The organism is Nocardioides lianchengensis, assembly GCF_900101465.1.
GTDB classification, from domain to species: domain Bacteria; phylum Actinomycetota; class Actinomycetes; order Propionibacteriales; family Nocardioidaceae; genus Nocardioides; species Nocardioides lianchengensis.
Map to the genome: position 1 here is coordinate 75651 of NZ_FMZM01000018.1, position 24656 is coordinate 100306.

Here is a 24656-nt window from a genome sequence, read left to right on the forward strand (position 1 = left end):
GGGGCACCGCTCTCCCGAGAATGAGGCACCTGCATGCGCCGTACGATCGCCGCGGCCGTGGTGGCCGTGGCCACCGCGTTCACCCTCCTCCCCGCCCAGGCCGCGACCGCCGACGGCGACGTCCTCCAGCCGGCCGAGGCCGCGTCGCCGGCCACCGACGACCAGGCCGACCAGGCCGACCAGGCCCTGACCACCGTGCGAGACCTGCTGGCCGGGAAGGGCACCACCGCCGAGCGCCGCTCCGGCGGGACCGAGCAGGCCGGCTCACCCGACCTGACCCTGGCCATGCGCGACCTGTTCGTGGCGCTGCCCCGGCTCGACGCCGACCAGCGCAAGGAGGCCGAGGCCCTGATGGCCCGGCCGACCGACGGCGCCAACGACCGGCTCGGCGACGGCTACACCGTGCCGTCCCGCCGCAGCTGCGGCGGCAACTTCTGCGTCCACTACGTCACCAGCACCGCGGACGCCGCCCCGAGCTCCAGCTGGGTGCGCTACACCCTCGGCACGATGAACAAGGTCTGGAAGCACGAGGTCCGCCGGCTGGGCTACCGCAAGCCGCTGAGCGACCGGGCCGCCGGCAGCTCCCGCAACGGTGGCAACGGCAAGTTCGACATCTACCTGAAGGACCTGGGCTCCCGGGGCCTCTACGGCTACTGCGTGCCCGAGTTCCGCCTGGTGGGGGCGAAGTACCGCTGGCGGGCCACCGCCTACTGCGTGCTCGACAACGACTTCGCACGCGCCCAGTTCGGCACCGCCCCCAAGCCCACGCTCCAGGTGACCGCCGCCCACGAGTTCTTCCACGCGGTGCAGTTCTCCTACGACTACGGCGAGGACCGCTGGTTCATGGAGTCGACCGCCACCTGGATGGAGGAGCGGTACGCCGACCGCGTCAACGACAACCGCCAGTACCTCCGCTCCAGCCAGATCCGCGCGCCGCACGTCCCGCTCGACACGTTCACCGGCCGCGGCTCGTTCCAGTACGCCAACTGGGCGTTCTGGGAGTACCTCTCCGAGCGCTACGGCAACCGCATCGTGCGCGACGTGTGGGTCAGTACGGCGCCCCGCGGCAAGCGCAACACCTACGCCCTGGGGGCCCTGAAGAAGCAGCTGCGACGCCACGGCGGTTTCGCCCGCGTCTTCGCGGCCTACTCCGCCGGCAACGCCTTCCCGTCGCGGACCTACTCCGAGGGACGCCGCTGGCCGAGCCCCGCCCTCGCGGGCAGCGCGGTGCTCTCGCGGAAGTCGCCGGCCCGGGCCGGGACGCTGACGCTGAACCACCTGAGCTCCGGCCACCTCCGGCTGCGCCCCGACAAGGGCCTGCGGTCCAAGCGCTGGAAGCTGAAGGTCAAGGTCGACGGCCCCTCGCGGAAGGCCTCGCCGGCGGCGGTCGTGACCGTGCAGCTGCGCAACGGTCGACTGGTGCGCAAGACCGTCCGTCTGAACCGCAACGGCAAGGGACAGACCAAGGTCTCCTTCAGCCGGCGCACGGTGCGCAGCGTGACGGTCACGGCGGTCAACGCGTCGACCCGCTTCTCCTGCTACCGCGCGAGCCCGTCCGCCGACCCGCAGTTCAGCTGCCAGGGCATTCCGCGCGACGACCGGAAGCCCTTCGCCATCAAGGTGGCGGCGGTCCCCCGCTGATCATCGGATTGGTCCATTGACCTGACGCCCGATTGGCTCGCCACCCGAGCCAATCGGGCGTTTAGGTTTCCCGGGTGACCACCGCATCGGCGCCTGCGACCCCCACCCTCCCCGACCCCGTTCCGCTCACCGGGGGCGGCGGCCTCACCGCGGCCCAGGGCACCGCCCTCACGGTCGGCGCCGTGCTGGGGACCGGCGTGATCTCGCTCCCGGCCCTAGCCGCCGAAGCCGCGGGTCCGGCCTCGCTGCTGGCCTGGCTGGCCCTGATCCTGCTGTCGGTCCCGCTCGCCGCGACCTTCGCCGCGCTGGGCTCGCGCCATCCCGACGGAGGCGGCGTCTCGACGTACGCCCGGCGGGCCTTCGGCACGCGCGCCGCCACCGTGGTCGGCTGGTGCTTCTACACCGCGATCCCGCTCGGCGCACCGCCCGCCGCCGGCTTCGCGGGGGCGTACGTCGCGGACGCGCTCGGCGGTGGACGGACCACCCAGCTGGTCACGACCGGCGCACTGATCGTCACCGTCACCGTCCTCAACTGGTACGGCGTCCGCGTGTCCGGCCGGGTCCAGCTCGCGATCGCCGCGCTCCTCGCCCTCCTGCTGCTGCTCGCCACCGCGGTCTCGCTCCCGCACGCGTCGGCCGCGCACCTCACGCCGTTCGCCCCGCACGGCTGGACCGCGATCGGCAGCGCCGCGGCCCTGCTGGTCTGGGCCTTCGCCGGGTGGGAGGCCGTGACGTCGCTGTCGGCCGACTACGCCCACCCGGCCCGCGACATCCCGCGGGCCACCGCCGCGGCCGTCGGGGTGGTGGCGGTGCTCTACCTCGGCGTCGCGGTCGCGACGATCACCGTGCTCGGCCCCGGCGCCGGCCCGGCGCCGCTCTCCGACCTGCTCGCACTCGGCCTCGGCGAGGGCGCCCGGCCAGCGACCGCCGTGGTCGCGGTGCTGCTCTCCCTGGGCGCGATGAACGCCTACTTCGCCGGCGGCGCGCGGCTCGGCGCGGCCCTCGGCCGCGACGGGGCCCTGCCCGCCTGGCTGGGCCGTGGGTCGTCCGCGGGCGAGGTCCCCCGCCGCTCGCTCGCGGTGGTCTCCGGCGGCTCGCTAGTCTGCCTGACCGTGGTCGCGGCGACCGGCATCGCCGTGGAGTCCGCGCTGCTGCTCGTCACCGGCGCGTTCACGCTGGTCTACGTCGTCGGGACGGCCGCGGCCGTCCGGCTGCTCCCCCGCGGCACCTGGGTGCACCGCGGGGCGGTGCTCTCGCTGGTCGCGACCACCGCCCTGCTGGTGCTCACCGGCACCCACCTGGCCGCAGCCGCGCTGGTCAGCCTCGGCGCGCTCGCGTGGTGCCGGTTCACAGCAGCCGGGCGAGGCGCTCCAGACCCGGCGTGATCGTCGCGGTCGCGGCGGCGCCGTACCCCAGCACGAGGCCGCGCACCGGCGCCTCGACCGCGTACGACGACAGCGCCTCCAGCGCGATCCCCTCCGCGCGGGCGGCCTCGGCCAGGGCGACGTCGGAGCGGGCCGGATCGCGGAACCGGGCGCTCAGGTGCAGGCCGGCGGCGCACGGGACCACCTCCAGGTGCTCGCCCAGCAGCTCCTGCACGCCCGTGCGCATCAGGTCGCGGCGCTCGCCGTACACGACGCGGGCGCGGCGGACGTGCCGGGCCAGCAGCCCGTCACCGACCAGCCGGGCGAGCGCGGCCTGCTCCGGGAGCGCGCCGTACCCGTCCGCGAGCTGGCGGGCGCCGCGCAGCGCGCCCCGCAGGCTCGGCGGCGCCACGAGGTAGCCGGCCCGCAGCCCCGGCAGCAGCGACTTCGAGAAGGTCCCGACGTAGATCACCCGCCCGTCCTCGTCGAGCGCGTGCAGCGTCTCCAGCGGTCGGTCGGTGAACCGGAACTCGCTGTCGTAGTCGTCCTCGACGATCGCCGTGCCGTGCCGGGCGGCGTGGTCGAGCAGGGCGCGCCGGCGGTCCAGCGCCAGCGGCGGGCCGAGCGGGAACTGGTGCGACGGGGTGGTGAAGACCAGCCGCGCCCGTTCCGGCAGCAGGTCCACCACCAGCCCGTCGTCGTCGACCGGGACCGGCACCACGCGGGCGCCGTACGACGCGAACAGGTCGCGGGCCGACGGGTAGCCCGGATCCTCGACGGCCACCACGTCGCCGGGCTCCAGCAGCACCCGGGCGACCAGGTCGAGCGCCTGCTGGGTGCCGTGGGTGACCAGCACGTCCTCGGGATCGGCCGCGACCCCGCGCGAGAGGGCCAGGTGGCGCACGACCGCCTCGCGCAGTGGTGGGTGGCCGGCGGGGTCGGCGTACCGTCCGGGCGCGTGGGCGCCGGCCCGCAGCTCGGCGCCCACCAGACGGCGCCAGGTGTCGAAGGCGAAGAGCGAGGCGTCGGGGATCCCGGCCCGGAAGTCGTACGGCGGGTCGGGGGCGGTCCCGCTCACCGGGTGCGCCTCGAACCCCCAGCCCGCCCGGGCCCGCAGGGCAGCGCGGGCCGGGCGGCGACGCGGTCCCGCGGCCGCGGCCGCGACGTACGTGCCGTCGCCGACCCGGGCCTCCAGGAACCCCTCGGCGACCAGCCGCTCGTAGGCGGTGGCGACGGTGGTGCGGGAGACCCCGAGGTCGCGGGCCAGCGAGCGGGTCGGGGGCAGCCGGTCGCCGGGCACGAGACGTCCGGAGCGGACCGCTTCGAGCAGGGCACGGTAGATCGCGGTGGCCCGGTCGGCCCGCGAGCTGAGGTCGACCACCAGGTCCACCGGACCATCATCCCCGACCGGGGCGCGGACCTCCCAGCAGACCGTCGGCCAGGCCGGTGACGGCGTCGGTGACCCCGGTGACCGCGCCGGTGAGGGGCGCGGTGGCTCCGCCGGTGGCGGTGTCGAGGAGGCCGGTCACCCCGGCCACGACGGGCGCGGCGAGGGCGGAGACCGGGCCGGGCCCGCCGGCTGCGGGCGGCTCGGGGTCCGGGGGCTCCGGGCGGACCGGGGTCTCGGCCGGCGGAGTGGTCGGTGCGGCGCTCGGGGCGGTGGGGCTGGTCGGGGCGGTGGGCGCGCTCTCCGGGGCCGGCGCACCGCCGCCCGCTGCAGGACCGGTGCCCGCGTCGACGTCGGCGCCCTGATCGGCGGCCGGCGTCTCGACACCCGCGCCCGCGCCGTCGACCGCAGCAACGACGACCGGGTCGGCGGGCGTCAGCAGCACGGGTGCGACCACCGCCTGGCGGTCCGGCGTGCGCGACGGGCCGTCGGCGAGGGGCACGTCGGAACCGTCGTCACCGACGACGCGGACCGACAACGCGATCGCGAGCACGAAGACGAGCGCGCCCGCACCCAGTGCGGCCACGCCGAAGCGGGCCTCGTGGCTCGGCCGCAGCACGCGGCGTCCCCTGGCCCACAGCTCGCGCGGAGGAAGGATGCTCATCACGGTCAGCCGTGCCGGCCGCCGCGGCCACCACGGTGGCCCCGGTCGCCGCCGTCGCCGCGACCGCCCCGGTCACCGCGGTCGCCCCGGTCGCCCCGGTCGCCCCGGTCGCCGCCGTCGCCGCGACCGCCCCGGTCACCGCGGTCGTCGTGGCCACCGCCGTTCCGGTCGTCACGCCCACCACGACCCTCGCGGCCGCCCCGCTCGTCACGGTTGCCGCGGTCGTCACGGCTGCCGCGATCACCCCGGTCGCCCCGGCCGCCGCGGTGGTCGCGATCGTCACGGTCACCCTGGTGACCGTGACCACGGTGGTCACGCCCGTCGCCCTTGGAGCCCTTGGAGTCGCTGGAGCCCTTGGAGTCGCCGGAGCCCTTGGAGTCGCTGGAGCCCTTCGGCCCGTTCGGGGTCGGACTGGGGTCCGAGTCGTCGTCCCCGGCGGTCGGGTCGGTCGGGACCGCCCCGGCCCCCGTCGCGGGCGGCGCGGGCGTGGTGGGCGCGGCGGGCGTGGTGACGGGAGCGACGGGAGCGACGGGAGCGACGGGCGGGGTCACCGGGATCGGCTCGGCCGCCAAGGGCAGCCCCGCGGCCTTCGCCGGGGCGCCGACGTCGCGGCGACCCTTCCCGGGACGGTCGGACCCGGCCGGCGCCGAGGAGGTCGCGGGGGCCGGCGTCGTGGGCGCGGCGGCGGACGGCTCGACCGGGGCGGGCGCCTCGGGCAGCCGGGTGCCACCGACCACGGCCTGGGAGTCCGGGCCGGAGCTGGTGAACGGGAGGTCGGGCAGGCCGGGGATCTTCTCGTCGAGGCCGGTCAGGGCGAGACCGGCGGCGACGGTGAAGATGCCGGCGCCCAGGCCGAGCCCGATCAGGCTCAGGCGGGCGTCCCGGCGACCCGAGGCGGGTCGCGCAGGACGGCGGGGGAAGACAGACACGAGCGAACTCCCGGGATACGTGCTCGACGGAACTCCACCACGGTACTGGCGCCGGACCGCACTCCTGCTGCCCGGCGGCCATTCCTGATCGAATCTTGACGATCCCCGGAGACGACGCAGGGCCCGACCCCCGGAGGGGTCGGGCCCTGCGGGCTACGTCGGCTGGTCAGCCGGCGACGGCCTGCTTGAAGGCCGAGCCGGCCTTGAACGCCGGAGCCTTGCTCGCCGCGATCTGGATCTCGGCGCCGGTCTGGGGGTTGCGGCCGGTCCGGGCGGAGCGCTCGCGCGCCTCGAACGTGCCGAAGCCGGGGATGGTCACCTTGTCGCCACCGGCGACAGCCTTGGTGATCGCCTGGAGGGTCGCCTCCAGGGCCCGGTCGGCCTCGGCCGCACTGGAACCGGTCGCCTCGGCAATGGCGTCCCGAAGCTGGGCCTTGTTCATCTGAGCTCCTCTGTGCTGAGAATGATGATCGAATCTTCGACATCGTAGGTGATCGCGCCCACCAAAGGGCAGTCAGCGCGCGGGGCGTCGCCCACGACGAACGCCCCGCCGAGCGTACGACGTCCCCCGTCCCGCCTGCACGCAGGCACCGCGATCGTCAGGCGGACCAGCGCACGGAGTCGTGGATGAGGTCGGCCAGCGAGTGCACGCCGACGAGGTCGGAGCGGTGCTCGAGCAGCTCGCTGACGGCCTGCCAGTGACGCAGGACCGAGTCCTCGCGACGACGGCGGACGGGGGACGGCTCGGTGTCGACGGACATGAGGAGCTCCTCTCGGAAGGATCGTGAGCCCTCATCTTAGACCAGTAATTCACTATAGATAAGCCAATTTTGATCGATGCGCCCGCGGCCGCGCCGCGGGCAGCTCGGCGAAGCCGGGACGGGTCGGGCCGCCGCCCCGGACCCGAGAGGACCGGGGCGACGACCCGTCGTACGGCGTGGAGGCTGCTAGCGCTTCGTGACGCGCACGGTGTCGGACCGGGTCGCGGAGCCACCCGCGCCGGTCACCGTGGCGACGACCCGGACGGTGCCCTTCGACGCCTTGCGGGTCTTGAGCCGGACGGTGCCGCCGGAGGCGCCGACCTTCTTGCTGGCCAGGGTTCGGCTGCCCTTGAGCAGGCGGACCGTGACCGTCGTTCCACCCGAGGCCGCCACGGCGACCGGGAGGCCGCGCCGGCGCAGGTCGGCCAGTGAGATGCGCGAGGCGCCCGCGACGACCGACACGGCGGGCTTCAGCGGGTCGGGATCACCGGGCTCCCCCGGACCGGGCAGCACGCTGGGCGTGCGGCCGAGCATCGTGAGGAACAGGTCGGTCTGGTCGATCACGCCGGTGACGTTGGCCGCCTGCGGTCCCGAGGCGGCGACCCGGATCTGCGTGCCCGTGTGGTCGGAGCCGACCGCGTTGGTGGAGTACGCGACCGACATCGGGTCGCCGTCGGCCGTCTGCACGGTCGCGCGCTGGACACCGTCGTCGGCGTTGCCGGCGATGATCTGCGTCGAGTGCGCGTGGTCGCCCGTCACGATGATCAGCGTGTCGGGGTTGGCCTCCTGGTAGGACAACGCGACGGCGACCGTCTCGTCGAGCTCCTTCAGGTCGCCGATGGCGCCGCAGATGTCCGAGGCGTGCTCCTGCTTGTCGATCATCGCGCTCTCGGTCTGCAGGAAGAAGCCCTTGTCGTTGTCGAGCAGCGCGATGGCCTTCTCGGTCATCAGCGACAGGTCGGGCTGGGCACCGCGGTCGGCCTCCTCGCAGCGCGTCGTCGGGCCGCCCGCGCCGGCGGCGCTCGCCACCAGCGGCTGGTACATCGGCGTCATGTTGCCGCCGTTGAAGAGCCCGAGGACCGGGCCCTGGTCGAGCGAGGTGACGGCGGCGAGCTGGGCGGTGTTCTCGACCAGCCGGTAGCCGTGCTGCTGCTGGGCGTAGGCCAGCGTGGTCGTGGCCGGGTTGGCGTCGATCGGCGTGGTGAACCGGTCCTTGCCGCCACCGAGCAGCACGTCGATCTGGTGGTCGACGAGCTGCTCGGAGATCGATCCGGGGCCACCCTGCCCCTTGGTCTCGCTGGGGCAGGTGGCCGCGGCGTTCGTGGTGCTCTGGCAGGCGCGCTGGCTGATGTGCGACGCGGCCGCCGCGGGGGTGGCGTCGGTGATCTCGGCGGTGCTGACGTTGCCGACGCGCTTGCCCTGCGCCTGGAACTTCTCCAGGACCGTCTCGTAGTTGGTCCCGGGCACCGCCGCGGCGGTGCTCGGGCCCTGCGAGATCCGGCCGTCGACGGTCTTCTTGCCGGTCGACCAGCCGCTCGCGGTGGGGGCGGAGTCGGAGACGTAGGCGATCGGGTAGTCCGGGCCCGCGCCGACCTTGAGGCCGTACGTCGTCATCGCGCCGGTGAACGGCAGCGCGTCGAGGGCGGGGAAGCGTCCGCCGGCGCCGTACTCGTAGTTGCGGGCGGCGGTGATCATGGAGTCGTCCATCCCGTCGCCGATGATCAGGATGACGTTGCGGGGCTTGCTGGGGTCCACCTGGGCGGCGAGCTCCGCGGACCGCTCCTTCGTGAAGCCCTGCTCGACGGGGTCCGGGATGGCGGCGGTGGCCGCCACGGTGCCGGCAGCGACGACGGACGCGAGGGCGCCGATCGCCAGCACGGTGCGCTTCTTGACCTGCACGGGGGGGGTCCTTTCGGATCGGATGTCTCTCGAACCGTTCCGCCGCCCGGCGTACGGGCGGCGGTCCCCGTCTGTCGATCAGGTGACCGATGGGTGTCCTGGCGGGTTCAGCCGGCGCACACCACCCGCAGCTCGCGCACCTCGTAGGGGTCGCCCTGAGTGTCGCGGCGGCGGACCAGGCGCAGCGGCGCCTCGTGCCCCTCGCCCGGGCCGCTGAAGACCAGGAAGGTGATCTCGTGGCTGTCCTCGACGAGCGGCACCAGGTGCCCGGGGCGCCCGGAGACCTGCCAGGTGCCACCGCTGAACCGGCGGCGGAACCGCAGCTCCAGCTGGCTGCCGGCGGACAGCTCCACCACCTGACCGGCGGCGGGGTCCTCGACGACGTGGACGCGGGGACGGGTCGAGCTCATGATTTCCTCCGAGGGGATCGAGTGGAGCACCACTGTCGGACCCGACCCTTGAAGAAACCTTTCAGTCGCTCCCGGCCAGCTCGTCCCACGTCGTGACGGGGGCGTCGATCTCCTGCATCCGCAGCGCGTAGGCGCGGTAGTAGCGGCGGGCCTCCCCGTGCCGACGCTCGCCGACCAGCAGCCGCACGGTCGCCTGGTACGTCGGCTCGTCGTACGGGTCCTCGACCAGGAGCCGGGCCAGCCAGGGCAGCGCTCGCTGCGGGTCCTCGCCGCGGACCAGTGCGAAGGCCAGGGCCCGGATCACCTCGTGGCCGACCAGGCTGAGCTGCTCGGCGGCGGTCGCCGCCCAGTCGGCGTAGGTGTCGCCGTCGAGCAGCCGGCCGGTGTGCCGCGCCGCGGCCGCCTCGAGGAGCGCGACCGCGTCGGGGCGGCCCGCCCGCGCCGCGTCGAGCGCCTCGCGGGCCGCCTGGCGGAACTCGACCGCGTCGATGCTGACCCGCTCGGTGTCGAGCCGCACGGTCGCCCGGTCGGCCACGACGAAGTGGGAGCTGTCGTGCTCGCGGTCGGGGTCGAGCGCGCTGCGCAGCTGCGAGAGCGCCACCGACAGCCGGCTTCCGGTGCCGGTCTCCCCCGGCCACAGCAGCTCGGCGAGCGCGTCCCGGCTGATCGCCGGGCCGTCGTGGACGGCCAGGATCTTCAGGATGTCGCGGGCCTTGCGGGAGGTCCACGCGTTGCCGGGCACGGGCGTCCCGTCGCGGTAGACGACGAAGGTGCCGAGCACGTGGACGTGCAGCGCCGCGGTCCGCTCGCGCGGGCGTACGGCGAGCAGCGGGCCGGCGATGCCCCACGCGTCGTCGTGGACGCCGAGGGCCCGCAGCCGCTGGCGGGCCACCTCCTCACCGAGCAGGCTGCCGGACAGCCGCGCGACGATGACGTCGTTGACCCGCGCGCGGACCGTGTTCCCGATCGACTCCCAGATCGACGCCGCCTCGGCCAGCCGCGGGTCGCGGTGGTCGCCCCCGGCGGCGAGCACGCACAGCTCCAGCGCCTCGGCCAGCCGCACCAGGTCCCGGCGCCGGCCGGCCTCGCGGACCGCGCGCTCGCCGTACGACAGGGCCTGGGGGCGGTCGCCGCTGTGCAGATGCACCCACCCGGCGGCGACGTACGCCGGCACGTGGCCCATCGCCGCGGGCAGCTCCAGGGTGTCGACCGCGAGCTGGCGGGCGGCGGCCGGGTCGTCGGCGACCCGGCAGACGGCCAGGCCGGCGAGGCTGGGGATCAGACTCTGGGCGTCGCCCTCCTCCTCGGCGAGCCGGGCCGCCTCCTCGAAGGCCAGCGCGGCCTGGGCGACGTTGCCGCGGGAGCTCTGCAGGGTGCCGAGGAGCTGCCAGGCGTCGGCCATCGGTGACTGCACCGACAGCCAGATCGCCCGGGCAGCCTCGGCCTCCAGCAGCGCCTCGTCGAGGCGGCCGATGCCGTGGAGCGCCTCGGCCATGTTGATCCGCAGGAGGGCCTGCATGGAGAGGTGGCCGGTCGCCTCGTTGAGCAGCAGGCCGGTCTGGAGGTGCTCGATGGCCTGCGCGTAGCGGGCCTCCTCCAGATGGCTGGAGGCCAGGTTGTTGTGGACCCGGGCCTGGGTGAGCAGGTCGCCGCTGGCCTCGGCGTACTCGAGGCAGAGGACGTAGGCCTGCGCGTTGGCGTGCCGGTCGCCCTCCATCGCCGTCTGCAGCGCCCGGCTCAGCCACGCGAAGGCGAGCGCGCCCGGATCGCCGGTGGCCTCGGCCAGCGCGAGAGCCTGCTCGGTGTACTTCTCGCACGCCTCGACGTCGCCGCGCTTCCACGCGGTGCCGGCCTGGCAGGCGTAGAGGTGCGCGAGCTCGCGGTCGTCGAGATGGTCGGCGTCGGCCTGCTCGTAGAAGTGGATGGCCCGGGAGTACATCCCGAGGTGGTGGTGGGTGTAGCCGCAGCGCCAGGCGAACTCGCCGGGGTAGCGGCCGTCGGGCAGCCGGACCCGGTCGGCGAGACCCGCCCAGTCACGCGTCGAGAGGCGCGAGACGGCGGCGGTCGTGTGGGCGACCACGACCTCGACCAGCTCCGGTCCGTCCGCGGCCTCCGCGAGCAGCACCAGCAGGTCGGAGCGCACCTCGGGGCGGAACCCGGCCATGCTCACCCCCCGCGCGACTCGGCGACCTGACAGCAGTAAACCAAGGCTTCGTCGGGCCTGTCCCGGACTTCGGGCTGCCGTCTCAGCCAGTCGTCGCGCGTCAGCGTGGATCGCTCGGGGTCATAGATCCCTGGTGTCCGGGACCGGCTGTTCCGCGATCGGCTCCCAGCCTCTAACGTTCGGTCCAGACTATGACGCCCGTCACACAGACGAGCGGGCGAGGGGGTCGTCGTGCTGCTCCATCGGATCCGGTCCTGCGTCCCGTCGGTCGTGCGGTTCCTCCGCGACGGCCTCGTGTGCTCCGGGACCGCCTGGACGTGCGTCCCGGCACAGCCGGACGACGGCGCGATCCCTCCCGCCGCGTGCCGCCCGGACCGCAGGGAGGTACGTCGGGGTCTGGCCGAGATCGAGCGCTACCTGGCCACCCACGTCTGAGGGCCGCCGACTACTGCAGCGCGGCCGTGAGCCGCATGACGTTGTCGACGTACCGCAGTCCGGCGGGCCGCTGCGACCACTCCTCGCGGGTGAGCTCGCGCGAGAGGTCCCGGTAGGCGTCCTCGACGGCGCGCAGCCGCGCGACGACCGGCTCGCCCACGAGCATCAGCGAGACCTCGTAGTTCAGCGCGAACGAGCGCAGGTCCATGTTGCTGGACCCGATCACCGCGACGTCGTCGTCGATGGTGAAGTGCTTCGAGTGCAGCACCGCGGGCGCCGGGTAGAGCCAGATCCGCACCCCGGCCTCCAGCAGCGCCCGGTAGTACGACGCCTGCGCGTGCCCGACCATGAACTGGTCGGACTGCTCGCTCACGAACAGCTCGATGTCGATCCCCCGTTGGGCGGCGGTCGTGACGGCGTACAGCAGCGACTCGTCGGGGACGAAGTAGGGGCTGGTCAGCGAGATCCGCCGCGTCGCGCCGTAGATGAGCGTGGTGAACAGCCGCAGGTTGTTCTCGGCGACGAAGCCGGGTCCGGACGGCACCACCTGCCCGGACACGTCGGTGACCGACCCGGCCCGAGGAGCTGGCCCGGCCACCACCGTGATGGCGGGGATCTCGCCGGTCTCGGCGTGCCAGTCCGCCGCGAAGACCGCGTCCAGCTCGGCCACGACCGGTCCCTGCAGCCGCACCATGAGCTCGACCCACGCCCGGCCGGCCCGCTGGTGGGCCGGCTTGTGGTAGCTCGGCTCGATCAGGTTCTGCGAGCCGGTGAACCCGACCCGACCGTCGACCACCAGCAGCTTGCGGTGGTTGCGCAGGTCGGGACGGCGGAACCGACCCCGCAGCGGACGGACCGGAAGCATCGCGTGCCAGTCGATCCCGGTCCCCGCCAGGCGGGCGACGAAGTCCCGGTAGCCCGCGATCCGGCGCGACCCGAGGTGGTCGAACAGCAGGTGGACCGTCACGCCACGCGCGGCCGCCGCGACCAGCGCGTCGAAGACCGGCGCAGTCACGTCGTCCCACGCCGCGATGTAGAACTCGACGTTCACGTAGTCCGTGGCGTCCTCGATCGCGGCCGCCATCTCGGCGATCGACGCCTCGTAGTCGGCGATCACCTCGACACTGTTGCCCCCCAGCAGCGGGAAGGCCCCGAGTCGGCGGTTGAGCGTCACGACCGACGACAGGTACGCCGGCGCGCCGGCCGGCAGCGCCACGTCCGTCAGGTCGCCGGCCTGCTGGGCGATCGCCGCGGTGACCGACTCCTGCCGCCTGCGGCGACGCTCCTCGAGCTGGTTGGACCCGAAGAAGACGAAGGCCACCAGCCCCACCCACGGGCTCAGCAGGATCATCAGCAGCCAGGCCATCCCGGTCGACGGCTTCCGGTTGCCCGGGATGATCCCGAGGGCCGCGACCCGGATCCCCAGGCCCGCCAGGGCGATCGCGACCACCACGAGCGTGGCGAGCCAGGATCCGGACGGCAGGTCGAGGCCCAGCAGCATCGGGTTCACGCCGCTCAGTCTCGCCGGACGCCGGCCTCGTGGCGAGCGACCAGCAGCGCACGGCGGGCCCCGTCGGTACCCACCAGATCCCCGCGCCGACGATCGGCATCAGGACCGGAAACGCGACAAGGCCCGATCCGCATATCTGCAGATCGGGCCTTGTTCCTTGTAGCGGGGGCAGGATTTGAACCTGCGACCTCTGGGTTATGAGCCCAGCGAGCTACCGAGCTGCTCCACCCCGCGTCGGTGAACAGAACATTACGACACGGGCGGGAGCGACTCCAAATCGGGGGTCACCCGGCGGGCGTGGCCTCCTCCGACGGGGTCTCCGAGGCGTCGGCCGACGGGGTTGTCGTGGGGTCGACGCCCGAGAGCTCGATGGCGTCGGCGATCAGGTCGTTGGCCTTCTCGACCCCGTCCTGGTAGCCCGCCAGGTCGCCGTCGGCCAGGGCGGCGTTCGCGTCGTCCAGGGCCGCCTGGGCGTCCTGGAGCAGCTGCTCGACGGACTGCTCGCCCGCACCGGGGTCGGTGCCACCCTCGTCCGGCGGGGTGCCGGGCGTGGGCTGGTCCGGGACGTCCTCACCGAGGGCATCGCTGATCGCCTTGATCAGGGTCTCGCCGATGCCGACGCGGTCACCGATCGCGACCACGACGTACTGGAGGATCGGGTAGCCACCGGAGGCGCCCAGCCGGGCGGCGTAGATCGGCTGGATGTGCATCAGCCCGCCGGCCACCGGAGCCGTGAGCAGGTTCCCGTAGGAGATCGGCGAGTCACCGGTCTCGAAGGAGCGCAGCAGGCCGCGGACCTCGTCGTCGGTGTTGATCTGGGCGGCGATCGTGCCCGGGCCGTCGGTGTTCTGGTCCTGCATCTGCAGGACCGTGATCCGGCCGTAGTCGTCCGACGTCGCGTCGGAGTTGACGGTCGCGAACGACGCCAGGTTGTTGCGACCGAAGGGGACGAAGTTCGACGTCAGCGCCCACTGCTGGCCGCCCGGGAGCTGGGTCCCGTCCTCGGCCTCGACCTCCGGCACGTTCACGAAGAGCCGGTACGGCGGCTGCAGGCTGTTGCTGCCCGCCTTCGGGTCGGTCGGGACCGCCCACCGGTCGTTGCCCTGGTACCAGTCGCCGGGGTCGGTGACGTGGTACCGCGCGAACTGGTAGCGCTGCACCTTGAACAGGTCCTCGGGGTAGCGCACGTGCTCGATGAGCTGGTCGGACATCTCCGACCGGTCCTCGACCGTGCCCGGGAAGGCGCTGCGCCAGGCCTTCAGGATCGGGTCGTCCTCGTCCCACGCATAGAGGGTCACGGTGCCGTCGTAGGCGTCGACGGTCGCCTTGACCGCGTTGCGCATGTAGTTGATCTCGTCGGTCGGCAGGGTCTGCAGCCCGGTGTCCTGCTGCAGGGAGTCGTCGGTCATCTCCTCGAACGACTCACGCTGCGACCCGGGGTAGCGGTCGGTGGTGGTGTAGCCGTCGAGGATCCAGACGATCTTGCCGTCGACGATGGCCGGGTAGGCGTCGTCGTCGATGGTCAGCCACGGGGCCACCTTCTCGACGCGCTCGCGCGGGGTCCGGTTGTAGATGACCTCGCTGTTGCCGTTGACGCGGCCCGAGAGCAGGAAGTTCGTCTCGCCGAACTTGATGGCGTACATCAGCTGCCGGAAGGTCGAGCCGATCGGCACGCCGCCGTCGCCGTCGTACGTCGTGGTGCGCTCGTCGTCGTCGTTGGCCCCGGAGAGGCCGAGCTCGACGCTCGTGGAGTCCGCGCTCTCCTTGCCGATCACGGAGTAGTCCGGGCTCTGCTCGCCGAAGTAGATCCGGCTCTCGTAGCCGTCCGGCCCGGCGGCCGTGGTCAGCGCGTCCTGGTCGACGCCCTGGTTGCCCTCGGCCCACTGGATCTCGGTGCCCGGGGAGTTGTCGTCGGTCCCCCGCTGGTTGGCGTAGGCCGCGATGATGCCGCTGCCGTGCGTGTAGACGGTGTGCAGGTTGGACCAGTTCTTGTCGCCGTCGTTGAGGTTCTGCTGGTCGAGCTCACGGGCACCGAGCACCAGGGCGCGCTCCTGGCCGTTCAGCTCATAGCGGTCGACGTCGAGGACGTCGGCGACGGAGTAGTAGGCACGACCCTGCTGGTTCTGCTCGAAGGTGTCGCGCACCAGCTGCGGGTCGACGAGCGGCACGCTGCTCGTCGCCGTGGCGATCCCGCCGGCCCCCACATCGGGAGCCGAACCGGAGTACGGCGCCACGACGACGTCGTCGAGGTCGTACGCCGCCCGCGTCGCCTCGATGTTGCGCGCGATGTACTCGGCCTCCTTGTCGGCCTCGGACGGCTTGACCTGGAACTGCTGCATGATCGCGGGCCAGATCATCCCGAGCAGGATGGCCGAGACGGCGAGCAGCGCGATGCCGACCGAGGGCAGCATCCACGTGCGGCGCCAGACGTTGACGAAGAAGAGAATCGCGCAGATCACGGCGATGCCCATCAGGATGTTCTTGGCCGGCAGCACGGCGTTGGCGTCGGTGTACTTGACGCCGTCGATGAGGCTGCCGGACTGGTAGGCCACGTCGAAGCGGTCCAGCCAGTAATCGAGCGCCTTGACCAGCACGAACAGCCCGACCAGCACCGAGAGCTGCGCCTGGGCCGATCCGGACAGCCGATCGCCCGGGGACTGCAGGCGGATGCCGCCGTACAGGTAGTTGACGACGGCGGAGGCGATCAGCGCGACGACGAGCACGGCCATCGTGTAGTCGACCAGGAAGTGCAGCCACGGCAGGTCGAAGACGAAGAACCCGATGTCCTTGCCGAACTCCGCGTCCTCCTGCCCGAAGTCGGTGCCGTTGCGCCACAGCAGGTAGTTGCGCCACTGGCCGATGCCGGAGGTGCCGGCGAAGACGCCGAGGACCACGGAGATGCCGACCAGCAGCCAGGTGCGGATCGGGGTGACCGCCTCGCGGTAGCGGTCCAGCCCGGTCTGCTCGGGCGAGCTCGGGTGGAACAGCGGCCGGGTGCGGAAGGCGACCCACATCGCGGCGCCGACGGCCACGGCCATCAGCGTGCCGAAGACCAGGAACAGGACCACCCGGGTCCACAGCAGCGTCGAGAAGACCCCGCCGTACCCGGTGTCGGTGAACCACAGCCGGTCGGTGTAGATCGACGCGAAGGTGGTGAGGCCGAAGAAGGCCAGCACCAGCACGACGGCCGTGATGATCAGGGCACGGGAACGCCCGTTGCGCGGCGGTGGTGCGGTGTCGCGCGGGTCCTGGTCGAACAGCTCGCTCACGGGATCTCTCTCACTGGTTCACCTCGGGGTCGTCGTGCAGGGTGTCCACCAGCAGCGCAAGCAGGCCGGGGACGAGATCGGCGCCGCCGACGACGGACTGGGCGTCGTCGTGGGCGCGAAGTCGGAGGGCGCAGTACGTCGAGCCGGCGCGGGTGGCGCCGGCCACGATCCGCACCTCCTGGCGGTCGGGGTGCTCGCGCGCGAACTCCTCGGCGGCGGCCGGGTCGTCGGGGATCGCCTCGTCGGCACCCGGGGGCAGCACCAGCCGCTCCACGACCGCCGCGCAGCCGCTCACCTCGGGCCCCCAGGAGATCGACTCCAGGACCTGCTCCAGCAGCTGGCCGGGCGTGAGCTGGTCCTGCTCGATCGGGGTGAGGGAGCCCTGCTCGGACGCGGCGTCGAGGCCCATCAGGGAGGCCAGGGCCGGCTCGCGCTGCACGAGCTGGGCGGTGTCGACCAGGGCGTAGAGCCGGTTCGGCTGATCCCAGCCGCCCTCGGCGACGTGGGACTCGATCTCGAGGACCGCCGCGGCGAGCGCGGGGTCGACGTCGAAGTCGCTGGTGTCGGTCAGGGAGGTCATCAGGAGGCCTCGCAGCTCGGCAGGTCGGCGTCGGGGTCGGCCGCCCAGGCCTCGATGGCCAGGCGCGCGTCGTGCATCGTGTCGGCCCGGACCAGGCGCAGGCCCGGGTCGTCGAGCCGGGCCGCCTCGTCGCAGTTGTCGGGCGGGACCAGGAACAGCTCGGCACCGTCGCCCCGCGCACCGGCGATCTTCTGCTCGATGCCGCCGATCGGGCCGACGCTGCCGTCGGCGGAGATGGTGCCGGTGCCGGCGATGTCGTGCCCGTCGGTGAGCGAGCCGGGGGTCAGCGTGTCGTAGATCGCGAGGGAGAACATCAGGCCCGCGCTCGGGCCCCCGATCGCCGGGTCGATGTTGACCGAGACGTCGAACGGGAAGCGGTAGAGCGGCCCCAGGCTGATGCCGATCTGGCGGGTGCCGTCGACGTCGGTCGGGGTCACCTTCACCTTCTTCTCCTTGCCCGCCCGGAGCACGTCGAAGGTGACCGGCCCGTCGGCGCCCTGGACGGCGTCGGTGATCTGCTTGCTGTCGGTGATTCGCACGCCGTCGACCTTCAGCAGCAGGTCACGGACCTCCAGCCGGCCGTCGGCGGGCGCGCCCTCCTCGACGTACGAGACGCCGATCTCGGGCTCCACCGTCTCCCCCATCTCGGTCAGCGCGACGGCGGTCGCGGTGTCCTGGGAGGTGACCATGTCGACGGCGCCCTCGCGCTCGTCCTGCTCGCGGGTCTGGCCGTCCGGATGCACGACGTCGTAGGGGTAGACGGCGTCGTCGTCGTCGAGCCAGGTCTGGATCAGCTCCGGGAGCCGCTTGTCGCCCTGCGGGCCCGCCACCGAGACGAAGACAGTCGTCATCCGGAGGTTGCCGTCGTCGCGGTAGACCGGGTGACCCTCGACCGAGATGATCTCCTGGTCGCCGCTCTTGCCGAGCACATCGACCGTCAGGCCGGGCTCATAGGTCGCGTACGGAAGGGGCACCAGGAGAGCCAGGACCAGCAGCGCCAGGAGCAGCGGCACAGCCACCAGGGCGGCCACGGTGCGCTGCGTCATGCGGCACAGCCTCTCATCACGCTCCAATCGCGCGAGAGGCGTGGGTCAGGACGCGCGCCTCGAGGGCCGTACGGCGACGCCGGTGCTGCGGTCGCGCTCGGGAGTCGGAGCGGCGTAACGACCCGGTCGCTCGTGCTGGAGGGCGCGGGCCAGCCGACGGGCGGCGACGTCGCGATCGACCTCGCCGCGGCCCTCGCGACCGACCCAGCCGACCCAGCACATCGCCGCCGCCGTCACCAGGACGGGCGGCACCAGCCACAGCAGGATCTCCACCCCTCGAGGGTAGGCGCCCGTCGCGTCCTGGCGGGTCAGGGCGCGCCGACCCACTCCTCGGTGCCGTCGCCGAAGACCTGGTGCTTCCAGATCGGCACCTCGGCCTTCAGGGTGTCGATGAGGGCCCGCGAGGCGCGGAACGCCTCGTCGCGGTGGGCGGCGGTGGTCGCGACCACGACCGCGATGTCGCCGATGGTGAGCGGGCCGGTGCGGTGGACGGCCGCGACGCCCTGCACGTCGTACTCCTCGGCGACGCGGTCGCACACCTCGTGCAGCCGGTCGAGCGCGCTGGGGTGGGCGGTGTAGTCGAGGCCGGTGACGCCCTTGCCGCCGTCGTGGTCGCGGACCCGGCCGACGAACAGGGTCAGCCCACCGGAGGCGTCGTCGTCGAGCGCGGCGAGCACCTCGGACACGTCGAGCGGTGTGTCGCGGATGTCGACGAGACGTACGGCGGAATCGGGCACGCCGCGACCCTAGATCAGTTGCCGCGGCGGCGTACCGTTGAGCCATGACCAACGACCCGTCGGACCGCCCTGACGACGACCAGAACCCGTTCAAGGGCACGCCCTTCGAGCAGTTCTTCAGTGGCGGCGCAGGCGGCCTGGGCGGCCTGGGTGGCATGCTCGGCGGCGCGGCCGGCGGACCCGGCGGCTTCCCCGACCTCTCCCAGCTCTTCGGCCAGATCCAGCAGCTGATGCAGCCGTACGACGGCCCGCTCAACTGGGGCCTGGCCACCGACCTGGCCCGCAAGCAGGTCGCGACCGAACCGGACCCGACGCCGTCCCAGCGCCAGCGCGACGCGGTGGCCGACGCCGTACGCCTCGCGGACCACTGGCTCGACGCCACCACGGACTTCCCGTCCGGGGTGCAGTCGACCGCCGCCTGGAGCCGGGCCGAGTGGGTCGAGAGCACCCTGGAGGTCTGGAAGGTCCTCGTCGAGCCGGTCGCCCAGCAGTCGGTCGACGCCATCGGCGGCGCACTGCCCGCCGAGGCGCAGGCGCAGGCCGGCCCGATCCTCGGGATCCTCGGCAAGGCGGTCGGCGCGATCCTGGCCACCCAGCTGGGCTCCGGGCTCGGCGGGCTGGCCGGCGAGGTGCTCAGCGTCTCCGACATCGGCCTCCCCCTCGGCCCGGCGGGCCGGGCGGCGCTGCTGCCGACCAACGTCGCGACGTTCGCGGAGGGCCTCGACGTCTCCGAGGACGACCTCCTGCTCTACCTCGCGCTCCGCGAGGTCGCCCACCAGCGGCTCTTCGCCCACGTCCCGTGGCTGCGCGAGCACGTCATCGGCGCGGTCACCGACTACGCCCGCGGCATCCAGGTCAACGCCGAGGGCATGCAGGCGCGGATGGAGGAGCAGCTGCGCGGCATCGACCCGACCAACCCGGAGGCCATGCAGTCGCTGCTCGAGGGCGGCATGTTCGACCTGCCGAAGACGCCCGCACAGGAGGCGGCGCTGCAGCGCCTCGAGGTCGTGCTGGCGCTCGTCGAGGGCTGGGTCGACGAGGTCGTCGGCCAGGCCACCGTGGAGCGGATGCCCGCCGCGTCGAAGCTGCAGGAGGCGTTCCGGCGTCGCCGGGCCGCCGGTGGCCCCGCCGAGGAGACCTTCTCGACGCTGGTCGGGCTGGAGCTGCGGCCCCGCCGGCTGCGCGATGCCTCCACCCTGTGGGGCTCGCTGCGCACCCGGCAGGGCGTCGAGGCCCGCGACGGCGTGTGGATGCACCCCGACCTGCTGCCCACGCCGGCCGACCTCGACGACCCGCTGGGCTTCCGCGAGGACGCCACCGCGCCCGAGAGCCTCAGCGACGACGACTTCGACGCCGAGCTGAAGAAGATGCTCGACGGCGAGTGAGCACCCCGCTCCACGCCGACGCGCTCACCCTCCTCCAGTCCTGGACGCCGCCGACGGCGGCCCAGGCCGCGCTCCGGGAGCGGTACGTCGAGCACCTGCGCGCCCACCCGGACGGGCTGACCCGGGAGTGCCGCCCGGACCACGTCACCGCGAGCACCGTCGTCCTCGACGCCGACCGGAGCCACGTGCTGCTGACCCTGCACGCGAAGGCCCGCCGCTGGTTCCAGCTCGGCGGGCACTGCGAGCCGGGCGACCGGACCCTCGGCGGGGCCGCGCTGCGCGAGGCGACCGAGGAGTCCGGGATCACCGGGCTGCAGCTGCTCGCCGTACCTGTCCACCTCGACGAGCACGTCGTCCCCTTCTGCGGGCCGACCGCCGACGTGCACCACCTCGACGTCCGCTTCGTCGCGCTCGCGCCGGCTGGCGCGAGGCACACCGTCAGCGAGGAGTCGCTCGACGTCCGCTGGTGGCCGGTGGACGCGCTGCCCGACCGCGACCTGGACGAGCTCGTCGCCCACGCGCTCGCTCAGTCGATCTCGTCGGACTCCCCCGGGGGCGGCTCGACCTGGGCCGCGGCCGACCAGCCCAGCAGGTAGCCCTTGGCCCGCTCGGCCTGCGGGTAGCGGTTCACCCAGCTCCAGAACCGCTCGTCGTGGGCCGGCTCGATGAGGTGGGCGAGCTCGTGGACGACGACGTAGTCGAGGACCCAGGCGGGCATGCCCTGCAGCCGGCTGGAGAGTCGGATCGAGCGGTCACCCGGGCTGCAGGAGCCCCACCGGGCCTGCTGGTTGTCCACCCAGCGCACCGACTCGGGGACCGCCAGGCCGCCGAGGTAGTCGTCGCTCAGCGTCCGGGCCCGTTGGAGGAGCTCGTCGTCGGTGGGCGTGCGCCGCTGCTCCGAGCGCTCCAGGCGGGCGACCATCGTGGCCACCCAGTCCCGCTCCTCGGCACGGGTCAGCGAGGCGGGGATGAGCACCACGACCTTCTCGCCGTCGCGGTAGGCGGACACGGTACGGCGACGCCGCTTCGAGCGGCGTACCTCCACCTGTGGGGCGCCCATGTCGGGGAACCTACTTGCTCGCCCACCCCAACAGGCGCTCTTTCGGCCAGGTGTTGACGATCCGGTCCGGCTCGATGCCGGCCTCCTCGGCCCGCTCCGCGCCGTACACGAGGAAGTCGAGCTGGCCCGGGGCGTGCGCGTCGGTGTCGATCGAGAACAGGCAGCCGACGTCGCGGGCCAGCTGCAGGAGCTTCGTCGGCGGGTCGCGGCGCTCGGGTCGCGAGTTGATCTCGACCGCGACGTCGTGCTCGACGCACGCCTCGAAGACGGCGCGGGCGTCGAAGTCCGACGGCGGGCGGGTGCCACGACCACCGGTGACCAGCCGGCCCGTGCAGTGACCGAGCACGTTCATCAGGGGGTGCTCGATCGCCGCGAGCATCCGCCTGGTCATCGTCGCCCGGTCCGAGCGGAGCTTGGAGTGGACGCTGGCGACCCGGACGTCGAGCCGGGCCAGCAGCTCGTCGGTCTGGTCGAGCGTGCCGTCCTCGTTGATGTCGACCTCGATGCCCTTCAGCAGGGTGAACCCGCCGCCGGCGAGGTGGTCGTTGACCGCGTCGACCACGTCGAGCTGGCGGGCCAGCCGCTCGGCGCTGAGTCCGCGCGCCACCTTCAGCCGCGGCGAGTGGTCGGTGAGCACCTGGTACTCGTGGCCCAGTTCCATCGCGGTGAAGGCCATCTCCTCGATCGGCGAGCCGCCGTCGGACCAGTCGGAGTGAGAGTGCAGGTCGCCCTTGAGCAGGGCGCGGAGGTCGTGACCGCCCGCGGTCAGCGGCCCCCCGTGCTCGCGCTCGGCCTTGGCCAGCCGCTCGGGCATCCGGCCGGCGACCGCGTCGGCGATCACCTTCGCCGAGCTGGCGCCCACGCCGGGCAGGTCGGTGAGCGTCCCCTCGGCCGCGGCCCGTCGTACGTCGTCGTCGGAGAGCGGCAGCAGCGCCGCCGCCGCCCCACGGAAGGCCTTCACCTTGTAGGTGTCCTCGCGACCGCGCTCGAGCAGGAAGGCGATCCGGCGCAGGGCGCCGACCGGGCCCCCGTCGTACGAGTCGGTCACTGTCTTTCCTCCACAGGTGGTGGACCGGCGTTCTGGCTGGTCAGGGCAGGGTACGCCGCCGGAACGCGATTGTTTTCCACAGGCTCCTCCCGGCCTCGACCCGCTTCCTCCACGGGTAAGACCCCTCGTCCACACCGTTGTCCACAGCCTTGTCCACAGGGTTGTCCGGTCCGGCGTTGACCACCCGGGGGCCGGTCCCTAGCGTTGCGCAGCAGATGGCCCCCGGGCCACCGAGGGGCACTCGCAAGGGGAAGGCGAGTGCCGCGAGGTGGGCCGGGGGTCTCTGTCGTCCGCAGGCGCCTCAGCGCCCGGTGAAGACCGGCGGCCGCTTCTCGCGGCTGGCCCGGATCCCCTCCTGCAGGTCCGCGGTGGCCAGGGTGATCGGCTGGGCCATCGCCTCCCACTGCAGGCCGCTCTCCAGGTCGCGGTGCCCGCCGTCGGCGAGGGCCAGCTTGGTGAGCCGGCTCGCCACGGGCGCGGTCGCGGCGATGCCGGCCGCGGTCTCCAGGACGTCGTCGAGGAAGGTCTCCGGCTCGTGCACGCGCGAGACCAGCCCGAGCCGCAGCGCCTCGTCGGCGTCGACGACGCGACCGGTCAGCAGCAGGTCCCGGGCGTGTGCCTCCCCCACCACCTCCGGCAGCAGGTACGTCGCCGCCATCCCGGGGTGCATCCCCAGCCGGACGAAGGGCGCCCCGAGCTTGGCCCCGCGGGCGGCGTACCGCAGGTCGCAGGCCAGGGCCGCGCAGAGCCCGGCCCCGATAGCTGGGCCGTTGATCGCGGCGATGGTCGGCACCTCGAGCCGTCGTACCGACAGCCACGCCCGGTAGAAGGCGATCATCCGGGTCCGCAGCTCGTCGACCGTCGCATCCGGCTCGCTGGCGATCCAGCTGGTGTCGCCGCCGGAGCAGAACGCGGTGCCGGCGCCCGTGACGACGACGGCCCGCAGCGAGCGGTCGGCCGCGAGCTCGTCGATCGAGGCGACCCAGGAGGACGTCATCTCCGCCGACATCGCGTTGCGCTGGTCGGGGTTGTCCAGGGTGAGCAGGGCGACGCCCTCGGAGGGGCGGTCCAGGCGGAGGTGCGGGAGGTCGGTCATGCCCGGAGAGTAGGCGTAACGCGGGGCCGCGTGCCGTGAGCGGATTCACGTCCGGGTGCCGTAGGGTCGACTCGGCCCGACGGCCCACGTCGTGTCGACCACGTGAGACGAGAAGCAAGGAGGCCGTCATGGCGGAGACCTGGAGCGGCGAGTTCTACTGCGTGAAGTGCAAGGAGAAGCGCGAGGCCGAGGGCGAGGTCAAGGTCAACGACAAGGGCACCCGCATGGCCAAGGCCGTGTGTCCCGTCTGCGGCACCAACCTCAACCGCATCCTCGGCAAGGCGTGACCGCACTCCCCTGCTGAGCCCTCGACGGCGGCGTCCCCGGGTGGGGACGCCGCCGTCGTGGTCTGTGGAGGACGCCGTCAGCCGACCCGACGACCGTGTGAGGCTGGCGGCATGCTCCCCGCCCGGCCCGTCCTGCACCCCGGCGTCCCCGTCGTCCGGCGCGACGACCGGCACCTCCAGGTCGGCATCGACCCACCGCGCTGCGTCGTACTGCCGGACGAGCCGGAGGTCCGCCGGGTCCTGGACCGGCTCCGCTCGGGCGACGCACCGGCCCCGGAGACCGAGGCCGGCGCCCGAGCCCTCGACCGGCTGGTCCGGGCCGGGCTGCTCGACGACCTCGACGCCCGCGAGCGCGGTCGCGCCGCCCGGGCCACGGTCTCCGTCGGGATCGACGGGCCGTCCGACCTCGACCGGAACGTCGCCGAGCGGCTGCGCGACGTCGACCTCGCGGTCGCCGCGGACCCCGACCACGCGTCGGTGGTCCTGGTGCTTCGTGACGGACCGGTCCCGCGACGGCAGCTCGACCGCTGCGTCCGCGACGGCACGCCGCACCTCGTGGTGGCCGCCGAGGCGGGCGCGGTGACCGTGGGTCCGTTCGTCGAGCCCGGCCGCACCGCCTGCCAGCGATGCGTCGACGCCCACGTCGGTCAGGCCGACCCGCGCCGCGCGCTGCTCCTCGAGCAGGCCCGGGCCGCGGTGCCGCGCGAGCCGGCGCTACACGCGGTCGCCCTGGCCTGGGCGGTGTCCGACCTGCTCACCTGGGCCGAGGGTCGGGTCCCGTCGACCTGGTCGGCCACGGTCCGGCTCGACGCGGGCCTCGACGTACGACGCACGCCCTGGACGCGGCACCCCGGCTGCGGCTGCGCCTGGGACGTGCTCTAGACCTGTCATCGAGTGCCCGTGAGGGACGAGCGGGTGTCGCGGGCTCGGTGATCGAGTGCCCGTGAGGGACGAGCGGGTGTCGCGGGCTCGGTGATCGAGTGC

Annotated in this window: 24 protein-coding genes and 1 tRNA gene; 7 read left to right on the forward strand and 18 right to left on the reverse strand. The window is 73.4% G+C overall.

Annotated features, from left to right (window positions below; genetic code table 11):
• The first annotated feature begins 33 nt into the window (after window positions 1–33).
• A complete protein-coding gene (locus BLT76_RS24560) occupies window positions 34–1641 on the forward strand; it encodes an MXAN_6640 family putative metalloprotease (RefSeq protein ID WP_090860949.1) in 1608 nt (535 codons plus the stop codon).
• Between the two features lie 74 nt (window positions 1642–1715).
• Window positions 1716–3026 carry an APC family permease gene (locus BLT76_RS24565; protein WP_090860950.1) on the forward strand — a complete coding sequence of 437 codons (1311 nt, stop codon included), beginning with the start codon at window positions 1716–1718 and terminating at the stop codon, window positions 3024–3026.
• Here BLT76_RS24565 and pdxR read toward each other — a convergent pair.
• The 8 genes from pdxR to BLT76_RS24600 all read right to left on the reverse strand — a co-directional run bounded on the left by pdxR (window position 2989) and on the right by BLT76_RS24600 (window position 11219).
• Window positions 2989–4395 (reverse strand): MocR-like pyridoxine biosynthesis transcription factor PdxR, encoded by a 1407-nt coding sequence (pdxR, locus tag BLT76_RS24570; protein WP_090860951.1) that lies wholly within the window; start codon window positions 4393–4395, stop codon window positions 2989–2991. The genes BLT76_RS24565 and pdxR overlap by 38 nt on opposite strands.
• Window positions 4396–4402: 7 nt before the next feature.
• Window positions 4403–5056 carry a hypothetical protein gene (locus BLT76_RS24575; protein ID WP_170867251.1) on the reverse strand — a complete coding sequence of 218 codons (654 nt, stop codon included), beginning with the start codon at window positions 5054–5056 and terminating at the stop codon, window positions 4403–4405.
• 5 nt (window positions 5057–5061) lie between these two features.
• Complete coding sequence (locus tag BLT76_RS26045; RefSeq protein WP_170867252.1) at window positions 5062–5985, reverse strand: hypothetical protein; 924 nt, start codon at window positions 5983–5985, stop codon at window positions 5062–5064.
• Window positions 5986–6151: 166 nt separating this feature from the next.
• On the reverse strand, window positions 6152–6427 hold the full coding sequence (locus BLT76_RS24585; RefSeq protein WP_090860954.1) for an HU family DNA-binding protein: 276 nt from the start codon (window positions 6425–6427) through the stop codon (window positions 6152–6154).
• 157 nt (window positions 6428–6584) lie between these two features.
• Window positions 6585–6746, reverse strand: a complete 162-nt coding sequence (locus tag BLT76_RS26050) for a hypothetical protein (protein WP_170867253.1) — start codon at window positions 6744–6746, stop codon at window positions 6585–6587.
• A gap of 186 nt (window positions 6747–6932) precedes the next feature.
• Complete coding sequence (locus BLT76_RS24590; RefSeq protein WP_090860955.1) at window positions 6933–8645, reverse strand: alkaline phosphatase; 1713 nt, start codon at window positions 8643–8645, stop codon at window positions 6933–6935.
• Between the two features lie 107 nt (window positions 8646–8752).
• Window positions 8753–9055: a hypothetical protein gene (locus tag BLT76_RS24595; protein WP_090860956.1), complete on the reverse strand. Its 303-nt coding sequence runs from the start codon at window positions 9053–9055 to the stop codon at window positions 8753–8755.
• Between the two features lie 61 nt (window positions 9056–9116).
• A complete protein-coding gene (locus tag BLT76_RS24600; RefSeq protein WP_090860957.1) occupies window positions 9117–11219 on the reverse strand; it encodes an AfsR/SARP family transcriptional regulator in 2103 nt (700 codons plus the stop codon).
• 231 nt (window positions 11220–11450) lie between these two features.
• Here BLT76_RS24600 and BLT76_RS24605 point away from each other — a divergent pair, with 231 nt between their 5' ends.
• Window positions 11451–11654, forward strand: coding sequence for a hypothetical protein (locus BLT76_RS24605; RefSeq protein ID WP_090860958.1), 204 nt, complete (start codon window positions 11451–11453; stop codon window positions 11652–11654).
• A 10-nt stretch (window positions 11655–11664) separates the two neighbouring features.
• On the opposite strand, the gene cls is transcribed toward BLT76_RS24605, so the two are convergent.
• The 7 genes from cls to BLT76_RS24640 all read right to left on the reverse strand — a co-directional run bounded on the left by cls (window position 11665) and on the right by BLT76_RS24640 (window position 18796).
• Window positions 11665–13155: a cardiolipin synthase gene (gene cls, locus BLT76_RS24610; protein WP_090860980.1), complete on the reverse strand. Its 1491-nt coding sequence runs from the start codon at window positions 13153–13155 to the stop codon at window positions 11665–11667.
• A 169-nt stretch (window positions 13156–13324) separates the two neighbouring features.
• A tRNA-Met gene (locus tag BLT76_RS24615) sits at window positions 13325–13398 on the reverse strand.
• A 50-nt stretch (window positions 13399–13448) separates the two neighbouring features.
• On the reverse strand, window positions 13449–16433 hold the full coding sequence (locus BLT76_RS24620; protein ID WP_090860959.1) for a UPF0182 family membrane protein: 2985 nt from the start codon (window positions 16431–16433) through the stop codon (window positions 13449–13451).
• Between the two features lie 10 nt (window positions 16434–16443).
• On the reverse strand, window positions 16444–17013 hold the full coding sequence (locus BLT76_RS24625; protein ID WP_090860960.1) for a PPA1309 family protein: 570 nt from the start codon (window positions 17011–17013) through the stop codon (window positions 16444–16446).
• Entirely contained in the window at window positions 17013–18059 is a 1047-nt protein-coding gene (locus BLT76_RS24630; RefSeq protein ID WP_090860961.1) for a YlbL family protein, read from the reverse strand. The genes BLT76_RS24625 and BLT76_RS24630 overlap by 1 nt, the downstream gene beginning before the upstream one ends.
• Window positions 18060–18104: 45 nt before the next feature.
• On the reverse strand, window positions 18105–18332 hold the full coding sequence (locus BLT76_RS24635; RefSeq protein ID WP_090860981.1) for a hypothetical protein: 228 nt from the start codon (window positions 18330–18332) through the stop codon (window positions 18105–18107).
• A gap of 35 nt (window positions 18333–18367) precedes the next feature.
• Window positions 18368–18796, reverse strand: a complete 429-nt coding sequence (locus BLT76_RS24640; protein ID WP_090860962.1) for a molybdenum cofactor biosynthesis protein MoaE — start codon at window positions 18794–18796, stop codon at window positions 18368–18370.
• Window positions 18797–18840: 44 nt separating this feature from the next.
• Here BLT76_RS24640 and BLT76_RS24645 point away from each other — a divergent pair, with 44 nt between their 5' ends.
• Together BLT76_RS24645 and BLT76_RS24650 are read left to right on the forward strand one after the other, a co-directional pair.
• Window positions 18841–20181 (forward strand): zinc-dependent metalloprotease, encoded by a 1341-nt coding sequence (locus BLT76_RS24645; RefSeq protein ID WP_090860963.1) that lies wholly within the window; start codon window positions 18841–18843, stop codon window positions 20179–20181.
• The gene (locus BLT76_RS24650; protein WP_090860964.1) at window positions 20178–20777 is read left to right on the forward strand and encodes an NUDIX hydrolase; all 600 of its coding nucleotides are present in this window, start codon (window positions 20178–20180) and stop codon (window positions 20775–20777) included. The genes BLT76_RS24645 and BLT76_RS24650 overlap by 4 nt, the downstream gene beginning before the upstream one ends.
• Here the strand turns inward: BLT76_RS24650 and BLT76_RS24655 are convergent.
• The 3 genes from BLT76_RS24655 to BLT76_RS24665 form a co-directional block, all read right to left on the reverse strand.
• Window positions 20708–21241: a M48 metallopeptidase family protein gene (locus tag BLT76_RS24655; protein WP_090860965.1), complete on the reverse strand. Its 534-nt coding sequence runs from the start codon at window positions 21239–21241 to the stop codon at window positions 20708–20710. The genes BLT76_RS24650 and BLT76_RS24655 overlap by 70 nt on opposite strands.
• Window positions 21242–21251: 10 nt before the next feature.
• Complete coding sequence (locus BLT76_RS24660; protein ID WP_090860966.1) at window positions 21252–22289, reverse strand: PHP domain-containing protein; 1038 nt, start codon at window positions 22287–22289, stop codon at window positions 21252–21254.
• Window positions 22290–22590: 301 nt separating this feature from the next.
• Entirely contained in the window at window positions 22591–23385 is a 795-nt protein-coding gene (locus BLT76_RS24665; RefSeq protein ID WP_090860967.1) for an enoyl-CoA hydratase/isomerase family protein, read from the reverse strand.
• Window positions 23386–23513: 128 nt separating this feature from the next.
• Between BLT76_RS24665 and BLT76_RS26055 the strand changes: the two genes are divergently transcribed.
• Both BLT76_RS26055 and BLT76_RS24675 read left to right on the forward strand, forming a co-directional pair.
• Complete coding sequence (locus tag BLT76_RS26055; protein ID WP_011754982.1) at window positions 23514–23672, forward strand: DUF5679 domain-containing protein; 159 nt, start codon at window positions 23514–23516, stop codon at window positions 23670–23672.
• Between the two features lie 111 nt (window positions 23673–23783).
• Complete coding sequence (locus tag BLT76_RS24675; RefSeq protein WP_090860968.1) at window positions 23784–24554, forward strand: TOMM precursor leader peptide-binding protein; 771 nt, start codon at window positions 23784–23786, stop codon at window positions 24552–24554.
• Window positions 24555–24656: the final 102 nt, after the last annotated feature.